The organism is Pontibacter indicus, assembly GCF_900156345.1.
Taxonomy (GTDB): domain Bacteria; phylum Bacteroidota; class Bacteroidia; order Cytophagales; family Hymenobacteraceae; genus Pontibacter; species Pontibacter indicus.
Genome location: NZ_FTPP01000001.1, coordinates 547,666 through 562,293 on the forward strand (window position 1 = coordinate 547,666; position 14,628 = coordinate 562,293).

A 14,628-nucleotide genomic window follows, 5' to 3' on the forward strand; every position below is an offset into this window, starting at 1 on the left:
AGGCAGGTTGGTAACTGTCTAATGCACAAACATCTAGATGCTACTAGAGTAAATTAGAAGAGAGTTAGTTTATTTGAGTCATGGCATCATCAGCAATACCTCCCGGTTTTAAAGAAATGTTGGGTTTTGGCTTGGTGGAGGCCTTATTAGGTCGCCGTTCCCGCCGCTTTTTCATGGGAGCAGAGATTCCGGACGGTGTTTTTGCCTATAAATCAAAGCACGCGCCCCTGCCGTTGTCCGAATTGGAAAAGCTGCTGGTGGTTACGGCCTGCGCCGGCAACACAGGCTGGCACAACATGATTTACCGTGCCCAGCGTTATGCGCCATACCTTTCCAACTATGCCGCCGCCGCCGGAGGACGCACTTTTCCATCGGCAGCAGGCTTCCATACCTCCATGACTTTTTTTACAGACGATACAGGCGTGTACGTACTCAACAACCGCGATGTACCCGCCGCTGCGGACCGAAATGCAGATGGCTCCCTGGAACTGGAGAGTGTGCTGGGGGATATGAAACGGTTTGTGTCCAAATTGCAGGACGGTCGTCTGAAACTTCCGGCTGAAGTTCCCTTTGTAGAAGCGCACAATACCTGGGTCACTAACCAGCCGGGCACGCTACTCGTGATTCCGGTCGCTGACCTGGCCCAACACGTACTGCTGGCGCTCTGTTACATGCTGCAAAACGGCCTCGTGCTCTACGACGATATCCATAAACGCGCCATCCCAGGTATAGAGCAGTTCAAACACATAGTAGATGTGAACAATGTATGGCCGATCACCTTTGTAGAGCAGCTTTCCCTGGCGGAAGTAACTGCCGAGATGTCGACTTCCTGCTATGCCGGTGCCCTGATGCTACAGGCCATGGGACTAGGCGGTTGGATGTATGATGGCATTGACCCATTTAGTGTGTTAGGGGCAAGTGGCGTGGCAGGAGTGGAGGGGCTCGGTTTTCGATATGATAAAGATGAACGTTGGCCATACCCTAACCCGACAGGCCTGGCAGGAGTTATGGAGGGTTACTGTCCGCCGCACTATCCCACTATGCGGGCTGCAGTGGAGGCGGTATGTGAGCGGAAGTTTGGGTTGGGAGGACCCTTTAATCCGGAAACTGCCGGTCCCTGGCTACAAAGCGGGAAGGTGAGGGGAGCGGCTCAGGTGCATGACGAGGCTTTCAGGGAATGTGTGGCCTTGCAGGCGCAGTATGTATTTGATACCTTCGGTAAGTTCCCGGGCACGGTGCCATCCATGTTCATCTGCACCTATCTGCAGGCCCATCACCTGGATCTGGACTTTTACGACACCTTCTACAAGCCGGGCGCTTACCTCCGTACCCATGCCCACCACATGGCGCAGTGGCACCCTACTACGCCATCATAACATTGTAGCGGCTGTAGACGCCCATCAATTCGCCCACCGCGAGCACATGCGGACCGAGCACGCGGAGCAGGGCCTGCCGGCCGGTGCCTTCCTTGATGTTGAGCATCACATCCAGCGCGTATATCCTAAAGTGGTAGTGGTGCAGTCCTTGCGGTGGACAGGGTCCACCATAGTGGAGCCTTCCAAAGTCGTTGGTGCCCTGTATGCCGGGCACAACACCCTCCTCGATCATGTTGGTGGGAGGCACGTTCCAAACCAGCCAGTGCGTCCAGATGCCGCGCGGCGCATCCGGGTCTTCCACGATCACCACCAGACTTTCTGTATACCTGGGCAGGTTTCTGATCTCGAGCGGCGGACTGATATTTTCCCCGTCGCAGGTATAGCGGGTCGGTATCCGCTCACCCTGCGAAAAGGCAGGACTTGTCAGGTATAGCTTTCCTTGTGTTCTCGGTTGCATAGCGTTTCAGTATCTGTTTGGTATGCTGTTGTTCAGAAGGGCAGGAGGCAGAAAAGTGGAGCAGGGTTGTGTTTTATATTTATATTATAACTTAGTTTTTTTATAAAGGTTGAGTTTTGTAATAATAAAAGGTATATTTTAACTAAATATTCTATCAATAGAGGGTGTTTATGCCATCTATTCGACAAATAATTGTCCTAAAATGATAGCAGGTGAAATATTTTTACAGATTTTTTCTCTAAATACTTGAGAATTAGTCGGAATCTATTAACTTTCGTATATAAGGCAATTCGGATTAAAAAGCATGGGGATATGGAGATATTTATCATCTTGACAGTACTGGCGAGTTATGCAGTAGGCTACCTGCTCTACTACATGTATGGCAAGGAGGAGCAAAAAGGCCGCAATTACGACCGCTATCAAAAGTACGATCGCTATCAGGTATAAGGGGAGCTTATACCGTTTGTGAATGAAGTGCGTGGGCTGACCGGCCTGTAACCGTTGCAGCACAAAAAAAGGTGCAGGATCATCTCCTGCACCTTTTTTTGTTGTATCCATGGAAAGACGTTTTCTAACTTGCCTTGCTCATCTGTAGGTAGTTCACCAGATCATCAATTGAATATACTGGTACTTCGTCCGGAATTACGACGCTGTACTTCTTCTCTACAGCTAGTATAATATCTACCACATCAACTATATCCATTCCATTTTCCCAAAGTCCTTTGGGGCCGGAAAGTTTATGGGGGGCGATTGCTTTTAACCTGCTTACCAGGTTAATTACCTCTTTGTACAGGGTAGTTCTAGTATCTGCCATATGCATCATCGTAAAGGGTAGTTTGGTACTTCGCAATCCCCTTATCTCCTCCTGCCGCTTTAGGCTACAGGAGGAGAGGGGAGTTACATTAGGATCTTAATGCACAAACTCATGTGCCATTTTCTTTTCCTCGAGTTCTTTGGTTTCGTGCTCCAGTTCTTCCAGCGTTTTCTCTTCCAGCTCGATCTTGGTCTTCTTATCCCAACCGAACTTGGCCAGGATGCGGTCGAAGCCGTAGTAGATGATCGGCACCACGATCAGGGTCAGGAACATCGATGAGCTCAGACCACCGATCAGGGCCCAGGCCAGACCGTTTTTGGTCGCAGCCACCGAGCCACCTGCCAGCGCGATCGGCAACATACCAATCACCATCGCCAGCGTCGTCATCAGGATCGGACGGAAACGTATTCTCACCGCTTCAATCAGGGCTTCCTTCACTTCCACGCCTTCATCTTTCAGCTTGTTGGTGAAGTCCACCACCATAATGGCGTTCTTCGCTACCAGACCAATCATCATGATGATACCCAGGATCGAGAAGATACTCAGGGCCTGTGAGGCAAGCGCCAGGGCCAGCAAGGCACCGATGATCGCCAACGGTATAGAGAACAGAACCACCAGCGGATAGACATATGAATCGTAAAGCGCCACCATGATCAGGTACACGAAGATAATCGAAGCCAGCAAGGCGATACCCAGCGTTCCGAAACCTTCGCTCTGGTTTTTCATGTCACCGCCAAACTCGTAGCTCACGCCTTTCGGGGTTTCCACTGCTGCCAGCTTCTCCTGAATCTCGGCACCGATCGAGCCTGAAGGACGACCGATTACCTGTGAGTTCACGTTCACAGACGTCACGCGGTTGTAGCGCTCCAATTGCGACGGGCCTGTAGACTGGCGGATGTCGGCAAACTGACCCAGACGCACCAGTTGTCCAGTGTTGTTCACGAAAGACAGGTTGGCGATGTCGGTTACGCTGCGACGGTCAAACTCGTCGAGTCGGATGTTGATGTCGTAGTCTTCAGTACCGGAGCGGAAAGTCACGTCAGAGTTACCGTTAAAGGCCAGCTGCATGCTCGCACCTACGTTCTCCAGCGACAGGCCTACATTGGCCATCTTATCGCGGTCTACCACTACTTCAATCTCGGGGTTACCGCCCTCTACCGACATTTCCACGTCAGCTGTACCAGACACACCCTCTACAACGCGCATTACTTTTTGCGAGAAAGCCATCACGCTGTCCAGGTTTGAGCCTGAGATGATTAGCTGGATAGGAGCCTGTGAGTTACCTACCAGACCAACCGGCACCGGTGTTACTTCCACGTTTGGAAGTTTGCTCTCAATATCGGCCTTGGCCTGACGGCTGAACTGGTCGGTGCTGAAAGTACGTTCCTTCACGTCTACCAGCGTCACCGACACTTCCGACTTGTAGGCCGTATTCTGACCCTGTTGGGCTGATGAGGTAGTACCTACCGTGGTGAATACTTTCTTAACTTCCGGGAAAGTCTCCAGGTATTGCTCTACCTGGCGGGTTGCAAAGTTGGTTTGCTCTACTGTGGCGTTCTTTGGCAACTCGAGCTGCAAGCTCACTTCACCACGGTCACCGGCAGGTATAAAGGCCGAACCGATAAAGCCAAGCGGTACTAGTGCAAACGAAGCCACCAGCAAGATCATCGTCACACCCAGGGTGATGAGTTTGTGGTTGAAAGCCCACTTCAAAGCAGCCGTGAAGCCATCGATGATGCGGTCCAGGAATCGCTCGAAGGCCAGGATGAAACGTCCGAAGATATTTTTGTCAGACAAGTGCTCTAGTCTTGAGAAACGGCTGGCCAGCAGCGGAATCAGGGTAAAGGCTACGAACAATGAGATCATCGTAGAAACAGCCACCACCACGGCAAACTGACGCAGGATGTCCGACACCAGACCCGAAGAAAGGGCAATAGGTATAAACACCACTGAAATTACGAGTGTGATCGACGTTACAGTCGCCATGATCTCACGGATACCGTCGTAAGCGGCCTGTGCCGGCTTCTTGCCCATTTCCATGTGGCGGTGAATGTTTTCAATTACCACAATGGCGTCGTCCACCAGGATACCTACTACAAGCGAAAGAGCCAGCAGCGACATCAGGTTAAGTGAGTAGCCGAACAGGTACATGAAAATGAAGGTCGCTACCAATGACGCAGGTATAGAGATCATCACGATCACGGCGTTACGGAACGAGTGCAGGAACAGCAACATTACCACCGCTACCAGGATTACCGCGATTACCAAGTCATGGATCACGGAATCAGCTGCTTCCAGGGTAAAATCAGAGGAGTCGTTGGCGATGTTGAAGTTCAGACCCACATCAGCATAGGTTTTTTCCAGGCTGGCCAGTGCTTCTTTTGTTAGACGGCTTACCTCCACGGCGTTTGCATCCGACTGCTTCTGGATAGTGATACCCACCGAAGGGCTGCTGTTCACGCGGGTCAGTACTTCAATGTCTTTCTGCGTATCCTGTACCTCGGCTACGTCGGCCAGGCGAACAATGCCATTTGCATCTTCACGCACGATCAGGTTACGCAGCTGGTCCAGGGACTGGAATTTACCAGCCAGACGAATTTGCGTCTGACCGCTTTCCTGCTTGATCTTACCGGTCGGGAAGTCGAGGTTAGAGTTGCGGATTTTTTGCTGAATCTGCAGGATGGAGAGATTGTAAGCCTCCAGTTTGTTGGCGTCGATGTTCACCTTGATCTCACGCTCCTGACCACCGAGAATTTTGATGGCGGCCATACCTGGTATGCGCGACAGCTCCGGCTTGATCTTTTTGTCGATCAGGTCATAGAACTCCGTTGGCGACATGTTGGCCGTAGCACCCATCTTAATGATCGGGAGGTCATCGAGGTCGAATTTGTTCAGCGTCGGCGATTCCGCATCATCCGGCAGGTTGGCCAGGATGGTGTTGATCTTACGCTGGGCGTCCTGCAGGGCCAGGTCCACGTTGGTGCCCTGGTTCAGTTCCACCACAATAATGGAGAAACTCTCCAGCGAGGTGCCACGCATGGTCTTCACGTTTTCGAGTGCCGACAGGGCTTCCTCGATCTCTTTGGTCACGGAGTTCTCCACTTCGTTAGGGGAGGCACCCGGATAGATGGTAGAGATGGTCAGTACCGGCGGGTTAAACTTCGGAAGAAGTTCGTAGTTGAGCGACTGGTAGCTGGCTACCCCGAGCAGGGTGAGGACGGTAAAGACCACCACCACCAAGGTCGATCGCTGTATGGATATTTTGGTTATGTTCATTTCTAAATTTTCTGAAGAAAGAAGTTTATGCTATTCACTAGCGCGAGCGTTTTCGCTCGTGTTTAGTATGGTGCGGCCTTTGGCCGCTTGCAACTATAAACTGGGCCAGAGGCCTTGCTATAGCTTGTCACGAGCGAAGAGGCTCGCGCCATAGTTGAATTACAGCACCGACACTTTGATGCCTTCGCGCAGGTTGATCTGGCCGCTGCGTACAATCTTTTCATCAGGCTGCACACCGTCCAAAATCTCCACTTTGTCCTGCGTTACCACGCCTACTCTAACCTTGCGGCTGTTGGCCACGCCATCCTTTACCACAAACACGCTTGGATTCTGGATGCTACCCACAATGGCTTCACGTGGCAACAGCATCGCGTCGCGCTGGTCGGCCACTTCGAAGAAAGCGGTGCCGTACATACCTGCGCGCAGGTTGTTGTTAGCAGCGTTTTTCACTTCCACCTCCACGTCAAACTTCAGGGTAGGGTCGGCCTGTGCGGCAATGGCTGTCACGATGCCTTCGTACTCCTGGCCTGATCCGGCGTCAGCTTTTACTTTCACTTTGTCGCCCTTGTTGATCAACAGCACTTCGCTTTCAGAAGCCTTCACTTTCAGTTTCAGCTTGTCCACGTTCACGATGTCGTACAGCTTGGTGCCAGCGTTCAGGTATGAACCTACTTCTACATAGATCTCGTTGATCTCGCCGTTGATAGGAGCCGTGATGCGGGTCTTGGTCAGGCGCTGACGGGCAGCTACCAGTTGACCTTCCGTAGACTTTGCATTCAGGCGCGCATCTTCCAGCTGACGCTTGGTGATCGCATCGCCTGCTGCCAGGTTCTCGAATCGCTCCAGGTCACGCTTGGCTTTCTCGGCGTTGGTCTGTGCAGTGGCCAGGTCGGCAGCCATGGTGTTGCTTTCTACCTGAAGCAGCAGTTCGCCAGCTTTTACTTTGTCGCCTTTGCGCTTGAGCACGCTCTTGATCTGGCCTTGTGTTTCGGACAGCAGCGTCAGGCTCTGGATAGGGGCGAAGTTACCTTGTGCAGTAAAAGACTTGTCCAGCTTCTCGGAGGCCACTTCGGTAATGGTAACAGGTATAGCATCGCTCTTTATGGAGGCAACGGCGGCGTTGGCGGCCATTTGCTCTTTGTTGCTCATCAGCTTGTAGCCAATGGCGCCCAAAATCACGATTACGACTACGATATAAATCAGCTTTTTCATTTTGTTGTTTGTGATGCTTATTTAACTAATGTGTTTAGGTCGCCGGTAGCTTTCAGGTAGCCGAGTTGGGCCAGCTGATACTTCAGCATTTCGTTGTTCAGGTTTGTTTTGGCTTCGCGCAGACTTACTTCTGCCTCCAGCAGGTCAGTCAGCGGGGAAATGCCTTCTTTGTACAGGTCGTTGGTTGTGTCGTATACCTCCTGTGCCAGGGCCACATTCTGTTCCTGCGCCGCGATGGACGATGAACTGTTCTGCAGTTGGCTGATGGAGTTCTCCAGTTCAACTTCCAGGTTCTTGGTCAGCTTCTGGCGGTCCGCCTCCAGCGATTTCAGCGTATACTCCGTTTGCTTGATCTGGGAGTGCTTGCGCATGCCGTCGAAGATTGGGATGTTGAGCTGCACACCCACAATGGCCGTTTTGAACCAAGGCAGGTCGGTATCAAAGAAGTTGAACTCCTTGCGCATGGCGTTGTACTGGTAAGTGCCGGTGGCAGCCAGGGTAGGGTAGTAGCCTGCTTTGATGTTCTGCATCTGCAGCTCCGTCAACTCCGACTGCTTGTTCAGCAACTCCAGCTGCGTCTGTCCCTGCACCAGGTCTTTGCTGCTGTTGAAAGCCGTAACGCCTGTGTCAAGCAAAATGCTGGCATCCGTCAAGGCAATGCCCTCTTCCAGCGGCATGCCCATAAAGAACTTCAGCACATTCATTTGCTGGTCGAGCGCGCTGGTCAGTGTTTGCAGCTGCGTTTCGAGGTTGGTTTTGTTTACCTTGATGCGGTTCACATCCACCTTGCGGGCCAGGTCGTTTTCGTACTGAAGCTGCAGGATCTTGCCTAATTGGTCCAGACGGGCCAGGTTGGCGTTGATGATCTCAAATTGCTCTTTCGTTTGCAGAATCTGGAAGTAAGATGAACTTACGTTGTACATCACTTCTTCTTCCGTCATGGTTTTGCGCAGACGGTAAAGGTCTTCGCTGCTCTTGGCTGCCTTCAATCCTACAAAGTAAGACTGGTTGAACAACAACTGTGACAGCTGAATACCGCCGTTCGCGTTGTACTTGGTACCAAACTGCACCGGAATCATCTCGTCTGGCTTGCCCTCAAACACGTTCGGGATTACCTGTACCGGGATGGCCGGGTACATATTAAAGTTACCGAAGGCATTTACCTGCGGTAAACCATTGCTTTTGGCCTCTTTCACCATGTATTTGGCGCTCAGTTGGTCGTACGAAGCCTTTTGCATGTCTTCGTTGTGCTCCAGCGCATACGTAATGGCCTCCTGCAGACTCAGCGTCCGCACATCCGGCTTTTCCTGCGCCACAACCGGCCGTAGGGAGAGCATGGCCAATCCGACTACTAAATATTTGATTTTCACGTTGTTGGTTTATTGTGTTTAGATGTAACTAGTAAGTTCAGGATAAAGTGAACTATGGAGATAAAAAAAAATTATTTGCGCGACTTCTGCCACTCTTCAATCAGAGAAGGCATTCTGTCTTTCATATAATCCAGGAAGCTGATGAAGTCGTTCAATTTGGCATCGTAAATGGGAAGGTCCCGTTTTCTTACATCCAGCACACGTTTCAGCAGTGTGCTGAGATAACTCAGATCATCCATTTTCTTGACAAAGAATTCACTCCAGTTAGAAGACTTGATGCGAAAATAACGCTTGCGGTCGCCGGGGAAGGTCGTGTACTCGATGTGACCTGTGTTGAGCAGCATGTTGAGCGCATTGCTAGTCGCGCTTTTGCTGATGCTGAGCGCTTCGCTGATCTCATCGAACGTGAGTTCAGGACGGTCGCAGACGAGCAGTAGTCCCATCACCCGCGCCACGGCAGGCTGGAAACCGTTGTTCTCCTGGTACACCCCAAATTCCTCGATCAGGCTAAGCTGTTGTTCAGTAAGCGTCATAATTTACTTTCCTTTTAAGGCTTTAACGCTACAAAGGTAACACATGGTTTCATTAGTTCATAATTTACAGAACCAAAATTTTTGAATTTATTTCCTAAGGCATACCTAGGCTGTTTGGAGCATGTGTTTAGCAATTAAATTGAACCTTTGTGTTAGGGTAAGAGCATGAGATAGTTAAGTTTTAAAGTATGAATAGGTATAGCCGTTAGGGTCTGGGTGATTCTCTCCTTGAGAGCAGGGTCGTTTCATTCTCTTCTTTTGTCATCCTGCAAGGATCTTTTGAGCAAGTTGTGAAGGCTTAAGCTCCGGGGTAGGGGCCCACAAAGCTGTTTCGGATTTGCAATCCGAAAGAATGCTGTTATCAGGATTTGTAATCCGCCTCTGTGTTTTCAAGGTAGACAGAGGGGTTACATGTAGTAAATCGGATTGCAAATCCTCATAGTATACGTTTCTGGATTGCAAATCCAGAAGAGCAGTTAAGTAAGTAGGATTACAAATCCGAAAGAGCTTTGTTTAAGTTGATAGCATTGGTTCTTCTATCCAGCTTCTAAGCCGACCTGGTGCGTCGGGGCCGTTACAGAAAACGAATGCCTATCCCTTACGTTTCAAGCTAAGTAGCGTACCCCGACGTTTGTTATACCTGATCTAAAAACGATGAAAACAATCTCGAATGCATCCCCTAGTTTAGGGTGGATGAAAGTATACAAGGCTACTTTAGACTATAGTTTCAAAATAGACGATGTACGCAAACTTCAATTACATGAAACAACCAGTGAATCTGGTGCCATTCCTATCAAAATGCATACTTCCTGACAAGTTATGAGTCTCAATAAATATAACGCTAAGCGGAACTTCGGCGAGACGCCGGAGCCCGCCGGGAAAAAGCAACACGGCAAAGGAAAACTACGATTTGTGGTGCAGCGGCACGAAGCTTCCACCCTGCATTACGACTTTAGACTGGAGATGGAGGGCGTCCTGAAAAGCTGGGCGGTTCCCAAAGGGCCCTCACTCAACCCGGCCGACAAGCGCCTGGCCATGGAAGTGGAAGACCATCCGTTTTCCTATCGCACTTTTGAGGGTGTTATACCTGAAGGGAACTACGGTGCCGGCCGTGTGGCCATCTGGGACGAGGGTACCTACCATTCGACTGAAACCGATGATCCTGAGAAGGAGAAAGAATACCTGTTGCGTGGTCTGCAGGAAGGCAGTATCCAATTTGTGCTGGAAGGGAAAAAGCTGCGGGGTGAGTTTAGCCTCATCAAAATGAAAGGGCGTCAGAAAGGGGCCTGGCTCCTGGTGAAAAAGAAAGATGAAGCGGCAGTGACCGAACTTTATAACAGTGAGGATTTTTTAGACGGTATCGAGGCTACCAAGCCAGCTAAAAAGCGTCAAAAAGTTAATCCTAAGAAAGCCACTTCAGCAAAGAAGTCTTCCAAATTCTCACCTGACAAGAGCCAAGAAGGTGATAGCAGGGAGGAGAAGAATATAGGTGGGCAGGTCGTCTCTTTCAGTAACCTCGATAAATTTTACTGGCCCGCCGAAGGCATCACAAAAGGTGACCTGATTGCTTATTATCAAGGTATAGCGGAGGTACTATTGCCCTACCTGCAGGACCGGCCGCAGTCGCTGTTGCGCCACCCGAACGGGGCCGAAAAACCCGGATTTTACCAGAAGGACATCGACCATACACCCGACTGGGTACGCACCGTGGCCCTGCATGCGGAGTCTACAGGCAAGGAGGTCGACTACCTGGTATGCGACAACAAGGCAACGCTGGCTTACATGAACAACCTGGGCTGTATACAGTTAAACCCCTGGAACTCCCGTCTGGCCCACCTGGACAAACCGGATTACCTGGTCATTGACCTCGACCCGGATGAAAATCCTTATGACGAAGTAGTGGAAACCGCGCTGGTAACCATGGAGGTGCTGGATAAGGCCGGTGCAGCCTGCTGTGTGAAAACATCGGGTGCTACGGGCATGCACCTCTACGTGCCACTGGGTGCCAAGTATACCTTTGAACTAGCAAAGCAATTTGCGCATACCGTAGCCCGGATGGTGCACGATCAGCTGCCCACCCTAACGAGCATGGAGCGCAACCCAGCTTCGCGCAAAGGAAAGATCTACCTGGATTTTCTGCAGAATGCCATTGCGCAAACAGTGGCGGCTCCGTACAGTGTCCGACCAAGGGCAGGCGCCCCGGTTTCGGCTCCGCTTCGTTGGGACGAGGTAAAGTCCGGTCTGCGACCAAGTGATTTTACGATCCTGAACATGCCGGACAGAGTACGTCAGTTGGGTGATATTTTCAGCGGCGTGTTGGGAGAGGGGGTAGACCTGGAGGCATGCCTTAAGAAACTTGAAGCAAAATAACTTATACCTTAAATCACTCGCTTAAACTTACTGACCGTCTGTTCTGATCAGTACAACCACCAAAGGCATCTGCTATTCCGCAGATGCCTTTGCTTTCATTAGCCCAACTTTAGGTATAGCTCTGTTTTCCTGATCCTGTTGTTGATTCAGAAGGCCCGCTATACCCTGATCAGGATTGATCCAGCCGGATGATCATCCCTTCATCACCACTTAAACTGACGTGTCCGCTCACCCGCCCGCCTTCCCGCTCGGGCAGGGTATCGATTTCGATTGTGCCTTCGAAGCTGAAATGCTCCGGTGCGAAGTGGCAGGGCTTGTGGCTCAGGTTGAGCAGGACCAGGAAGCGCTGATCGGAGGTATAGCGCAGGTAGGCCAGAAGCGGAGCCTTGGCCTCCACAGGCCGGTAGTCGCCGATATGCAGGGCCGGTTCTTCCTGGCGCAGTTTGATCAGGCGCCTGTAGAGCGTGTAGGTCGAATACTTGTCATCAAGCTGTGCTTTCACATTCACACGGCGGTAGTCATCAGGCAGTCGCAGCCAGGGCTTGTTGTTGCTGAAGCCGGCATTTTCGCTGCTGTCCCACTGCATTGGCGTGCGCTGCGGGTCGCGACTCAGGTTAAGACCGGGCATGTTGAGGCCTTGCGGATCCTGCACCTCGTTTTCAGGTATAGGCACATCACGCATCCCTATTTCATCACCATAATAGATCGTTGGTGTTCCGCGAAGCGTAAGCAGCAGCATAGCCGCGACACGTGCCTGTTCCATACCTACCCGACTCGTAATGCGGGGTTGGTCGTGGTTGCCCAATACCCAATTGGGCCAGCCGCCGTCGGGCAGGGCGCCCTCGTATTGGTTGATATTAGAGGCGATTTTAGTAGCATCCCAGTCAGTAGAGAGCAGCAGGAAGTTGAAAGGCAGGTGCGCTCCATTCTGGTCGGTGCCGTAGTAAGTCATCAGTTTATGGATGGGTAGGTAAATTTCTCCTATCATCATGCGCTCATCGTAGCTGTCGAGTACTTCGCGCATCATGTGCACAATGTCGTGCACCTCGGGCTGGTCGGTAGAATAGGCAGGTATAAGTTTTTCGTATGTAGCCTGGTGGGGCTTATAGTCTGGGTTGATGGGATTGTCACGCAACTGGTCGTCCTTGATCATGTGCCACATCACGTCCACCCGGAATCCGTCTACACCCTTATCGAGCCAGAAACGCATCACATCCATCATAACCTTTTGCACTTCGGGATTTCGCCAGTTCAGGTCGGGCTGCTCTTTCAGGAAAGCGTGGTAGTAGTACTGCTGTGTTTTCTCGTCCCATTCCCAGGCACTGCCTCCAAACATAGCGAGCCAGTTGTTCGGTTCGGAGCCGTCTTCTTTGGCATCTTGCCAGATGTACCAATCGCGTTTCGGATTATCCTTCGAAGAGCGCGATTCCTTGAACCAGGGGTGCTCGCTGGAGGTATGGTTCGGCACCAGGTCCAGAATCAGCTTCATACCCCGGTCGTGCACAGCTTCGAGCAATTCGTCGAAATCTTCCATCGTGCCGAACAGCGGATGAATGTCGCAGTAGTCGGAAATATCGTAGCCAAAATCAGCCATGGGAGAGGAGAAGATCGGGGAAATCCAGATGGCCGTTATACCCAGCGATTGGATGTGGTCGAGTCGCTTGATGATGCCCTGCAAGTCGCCCACGCCGTCACCGTCGCTGTCCTGGTACGAACGGGGGTAGATCTGGTAAATAATGCCTTCCTGCCACCACAGGTATTTATGCTGTTTGTCTTTCATAGTTTGTCTGTTTGGTGTGCCAATTGGCTGTAGATTATACACGTAATAAGGTTTGGTGTACGGTAAACTCTTGGGAGGGTATAGGATAGATGGGGTGATGTAAGTTTTACCTCGCAGTGTTTTCTGGACTTGAGAGTGTCTGCTGAATTGTGTGGATTAGGATTTTGGGATTAGCAGGATTCTGGTTCACAATTTATAATACCCGAGCCCATTCGTAGAGGATTTGGGAACGATTGTCATCCCCCTGCCCCCTTCGAAGGGGGACTTTTAGCTACTACTTTTTTAATTGTCATCCTGAAAGGATTTTGGTTGAGTCAGGTTAAGCATTAGCGATAACCCACCCCTTCTCCTCCCAGGAGGGGAATTTCTGCCGTTACCAATTGTCAGGTATAAGCGCTTTAGAACCTGTTAAAATTCACTGGCAGGTATAGCAAGACTAACTTGCACGCTTACGATGAAAAAAGTAGCGGTGCCAGGTGCACCAAATGACACTCCACTGTTCGAGCGGTCAGCGAGTTTGGAGGGTCTTGACTTTTTTGCCTTCTTTTTGTGTCAAGACAAAAAGAAGGTGCCCGCCGCACAGGCGAAGCTACAAAGCAGTACAGGTTGCTATACCTACAACACTGCTACATCAGCAAGGTATAGGTATACCTGCCACTAGACCAGAGGCCCCTATAAAGTAGACACAGGCGTGGACGCTCGCGCCATTTTCTCAACCGCATCTCACAACCTGCGTTATAAATTAGGTACAAATACGACTATGGAGCAAAGCTACACATCCTTTCTGGCAGGCTTGGGTCTGATCGGCATTATCGTAGGTATAGTACTGCTGGTGTTTATTTTTTGGAGTGTGATCTGGTCCTACCAAGATGCCCGGAGGCGAGGCAAATCTCCCTGGCTGGTGGCGCTGATGGTCCTGCTGATGGTATGGCCGGTTGGTCTGATTATCTGGCTATTGCTCCGGCCGCAAAAAACGGAACAGCAGGTATAGCCTAATCCCATTGCACGATGGCGTCATACTTCTTGTGGCGTTTCACATAGGCCTCTACTACGGGGCAGGAGGGTACTATCTGACATTTGCAAGCCCGTGCATGTTCCAACCCTTCCTTTACTAATTTGTCAGCTATACCTTGACCGCGGTGCTGCTCGGGTACATAGGTATGGTCAAAATCCATATGCCCCTGGTCGGTGATAGAATAAGTAAGTTCGGCCTCGCCACCTTCCAGCACAATATAAAAGCGGGTGTCCTCTTCGTCGTGTATGATTTCCATGGGAGTATAGTTGTGTTTGCTTCAGGTATACGGGGTGTGAAAGAAGGTGTTAGAAAGGCTCCCTCGCTACTAAATAATTTTTAATGTATTTTTGTAGACAGATAAATATAACCTGTGGAGGGTTGACAGAGTACAATCAGCGGTCCTTCACCATACACCCTTTATAAGA

13 protein-coding genes are annotated in these 14,628 nt (G+C 50.8%); 5 read left to right on the forward strand and 8 right to left on the reverse strand.

The genetic code is table 11. From position 1 onward, the window contains the following. Positions 1 to 80: 80 nt before the first annotated feature. Positions 81 to 1,376, forward strand: coding sequence for a hypothetical protein (locus B0B12_RS02340; protein ID WP_076665890.1), 1,296 nt, complete (start codon positions 81 to 83; stop codon positions 1,374 to 1,376). Here B0B12_RS02340 and B0B12_RS02345 read toward each other — a convergent pair. Continuing rightward, positions 1,363 to 1,833, reverse strand: coding sequence for a YbhB/YbcL family Raf kinase inhibitor-like protein (locus B0B12_RS02345; protein WP_076665891.1), 471 nt, complete (start codon positions 1,831 to 1,833; stop codon positions 1,363 to 1,365). The genes B0B12_RS02340 and B0B12_RS02345 overlap by 14 nt on opposite strands. A gap of 312 nt (positions 1,834 to 2,145) precedes the next feature. Between B0B12_RS02345 and B0B12_RS20655 the strand changes: the two genes are divergently transcribed. Continuing rightward, entirely contained in the window at positions 2,146 to 2,280 is a 135-nt protein-coding gene (locus B0B12_RS20655) for a hypothetical protein (RefSeq protein ID WP_280173742.1), read from the forward strand. Positions 2,281 to 2,404: 124 nt separating this feature from the next. On the opposite strand, the gene B0B12_RS02350 is transcribed toward B0B12_RS20655, so the two are convergent. The 5 genes from B0B12_RS02350 to B0B12_RS02370 form a co-directional block, all read right to left on the reverse strand. Further along, complete coding sequence (locus tag B0B12_RS02350) at positions 2,405 to 2,647, reverse strand: acyl carrier protein (protein WP_076667603.1); 243 nt, start codon at positions 2,645 to 2,647, stop codon at positions 2,405 to 2,407. A gap of 96 nt (positions 2,648 to 2,743) precedes the next feature. Continuing rightward, a complete protein-coding gene (locus tag B0B12_RS02355; RefSeq protein ID WP_076665892.1) occupies positions 2,744 to 5,923 on the reverse strand; it encodes an efflux RND transporter permease subunit in 3,180 nt (1,059 codons plus the stop codon). 159 nt (positions 5,924 to 6,082) lie between these two features. Then, entirely contained in the window at positions 6,083 to 7,135 is a 1,053-nt protein-coding gene (locus B0B12_RS02360; RefSeq protein ID WP_076665893.1) for an efflux RND transporter periplasmic adaptor subunit, read from the reverse strand. Between the two features lie 17 nt (positions 7,136 to 7,152). Then, positions 7,153 to 8,505, reverse strand: coding sequence for a TolC family protein (locus tag B0B12_RS02365; RefSeq protein WP_244554567.1), 1,353 nt, complete (start codon positions 8,503 to 8,505; stop codon positions 7,153 to 7,155). Between the two features lie 71 nt (positions 8,506 to 8,576). Continuing rightward, a complete protein-coding gene (locus tag B0B12_RS02370) occupies positions 8,577 to 9,038 on the reverse strand; it encodes a GbsR/MarR family transcriptional regulator (protein ID WP_076665894.1) in 462 nt (153 codons plus the stop codon). An 819-nt stretch (positions 9,039 to 9,857) separates the two neighbouring features. Here B0B12_RS02370 and ligD point away from each other — a divergent pair. Next, complete coding sequence (gene ligD, locus B0B12_RS02375; RefSeq protein ID WP_076665895.1) at positions 9,858 to 11,408, forward strand: non-homologous end-joining DNA ligase; 1,551 nt, start codon at positions 9,858 to 9,860, stop codon at positions 11,406 to 11,408. Between the two features lie 169 nt (positions 11,409 to 11,577). Here the strand turns inward: ligD and B0B12_RS02380 are convergent, their stop codons facing one another. Further along, entirely contained in the window at positions 11,578 to 13,188 is a 1,611-nt protein-coding gene (locus tag B0B12_RS02380; RefSeq protein ID WP_076665896.1) for an alpha-amylase family glycosyl hydrolase, read from the reverse strand. Positions 13,189 to 13,642: 454 nt separating this feature from the next. On the opposite strand from B0B12_RS02380, the gene B0B12_RS20180 reads away from it, so the two are divergent. Both B0B12_RS20180 and B0B12_RS02385 read left to right on the forward strand, forming a co-directional pair. Beyond that, positions 13,643 to 13,849 carry a hypothetical protein gene (locus tag B0B12_RS20180; RefSeq protein WP_170871804.1) on the forward strand — a complete coding sequence of 69 codons (207 nt, stop codon included), beginning with the start codon at positions 13,643 to 13,645 and terminating at the stop codon, positions 13,847 to 13,849. A gap of 99 nt (positions 13,850 to 13,948) precedes the next feature. Beyond that, positions 13,949 to 14,179 carry a hypothetical protein gene (locus tag B0B12_RS02385; RefSeq protein WP_076665897.1) on the forward strand — a complete coding sequence of 77 codons (231 nt, stop codon included), beginning with the start codon at positions 13,949 to 13,951 and terminating at the stop codon, positions 14,177 to 14,179. Position 14,180: 1 nt separating this feature from the next. Here B0B12_RS02385 and B0B12_RS02390 read toward each other — a convergent pair whose 3' ends face one another. Continuing rightward, complete coding sequence (locus B0B12_RS02390) at positions 14,181 to 14,459, reverse strand: GNAT family N-acetyltransferase (protein WP_076665898.1); 279 nt, start codon at positions 14,457 to 14,459, stop codon at positions 14,181 to 14,183. Positions 14,460 to 14,628 lie beyond the last annotated feature (169 nt).

What these genes read in the sequence shown, in the direction of transcription:
- ligD (WP_076665895.1), top strand. Translation starts at nt 9,858, where the DNA reads ATGAGTCTCAATAAATATAACGCTAAGCGGAACTTCGGCGAGACGCCG.
- B0B12_RS20655 (WP_280173742.1), top strand. Translation starts at nt 2,146, where the DNA reads ATGGAGATATTTATCATCTTGACAGTACTGGCGAGTTATGCAGTAGGC.
- B0B12_RS02345 (WP_076665891.1), bottom strand. Translation starts at nt 1,833, where the DNA reads ATGCAACCGAGAACACAAGGAAAGCTATACCTGACAAGTCCTGCCTTT.
- B0B12_RS20180 (WP_170871804.1), top strand. Translation starts at nt 13,643, where the DNA reads ATGAAAAAAGTAGCGGTGCCAGGTGCACCAAATGACACTCCACTGTTC.
- B0B12_RS02360 (WP_076665893.1), bottom strand. Translation starts at nt 7,135, where the DNA reads ATGAAAAAGCTGATTTATATCGTAGTCGTAATCGTGATTTTGGGCGCC.
- B0B12_RS02340 (WP_076665890.1), top strand. Translation starts at nt 81, where the DNA reads ATGGCATCATCAGCAATACCTCCCGGTTTTAAAGAAATGTTGGGTTTT.
- B0B12_RS02370 (WP_076665894.1), bottom strand. Translation starts at nt 9,038, where the DNA reads ATGACGCTTACTGAACAACAGCTTAGCCTGATCGAGGAATTTGGGGTG.
- B0B12_RS02385 (WP_076665897.1), top strand. Translation starts at nt 13,949, where the DNA reads ATGGAGCAAAGCTACACATCCTTTCTGGCAGGCTTGGGTCTGATCGGC.
- B0B12_RS02390 (WP_076665898.1), bottom strand. Translation starts at nt 14,459, where the DNA reads ATGGAAATCATACACGACGAAGAGGACACCCGCTTTTATATTGTGCTG.
- B0B12_RS02355 (WP_076665892.1), bottom strand. Translation starts at nt 5,923, where the DNA reads ATGAACATAACCAAAATATCCATACAGCGATCGACCTTGGTGGTGGTG.
- B0B12_RS02380 (WP_076665896.1), bottom strand. Translation starts at nt 13,188, where the DNA reads ATGAAAGACAAACAGCATAAATACCTGTGGTGGCAGGAAGGCATTATT.
- B0B12_RS02350 (WP_076667603.1), bottom strand. Translation starts at nt 2,647, where the DNA reads ATGGCAGATACTAGAACTACCCTGTACAAAGAGGTAATTAACCTGGTA.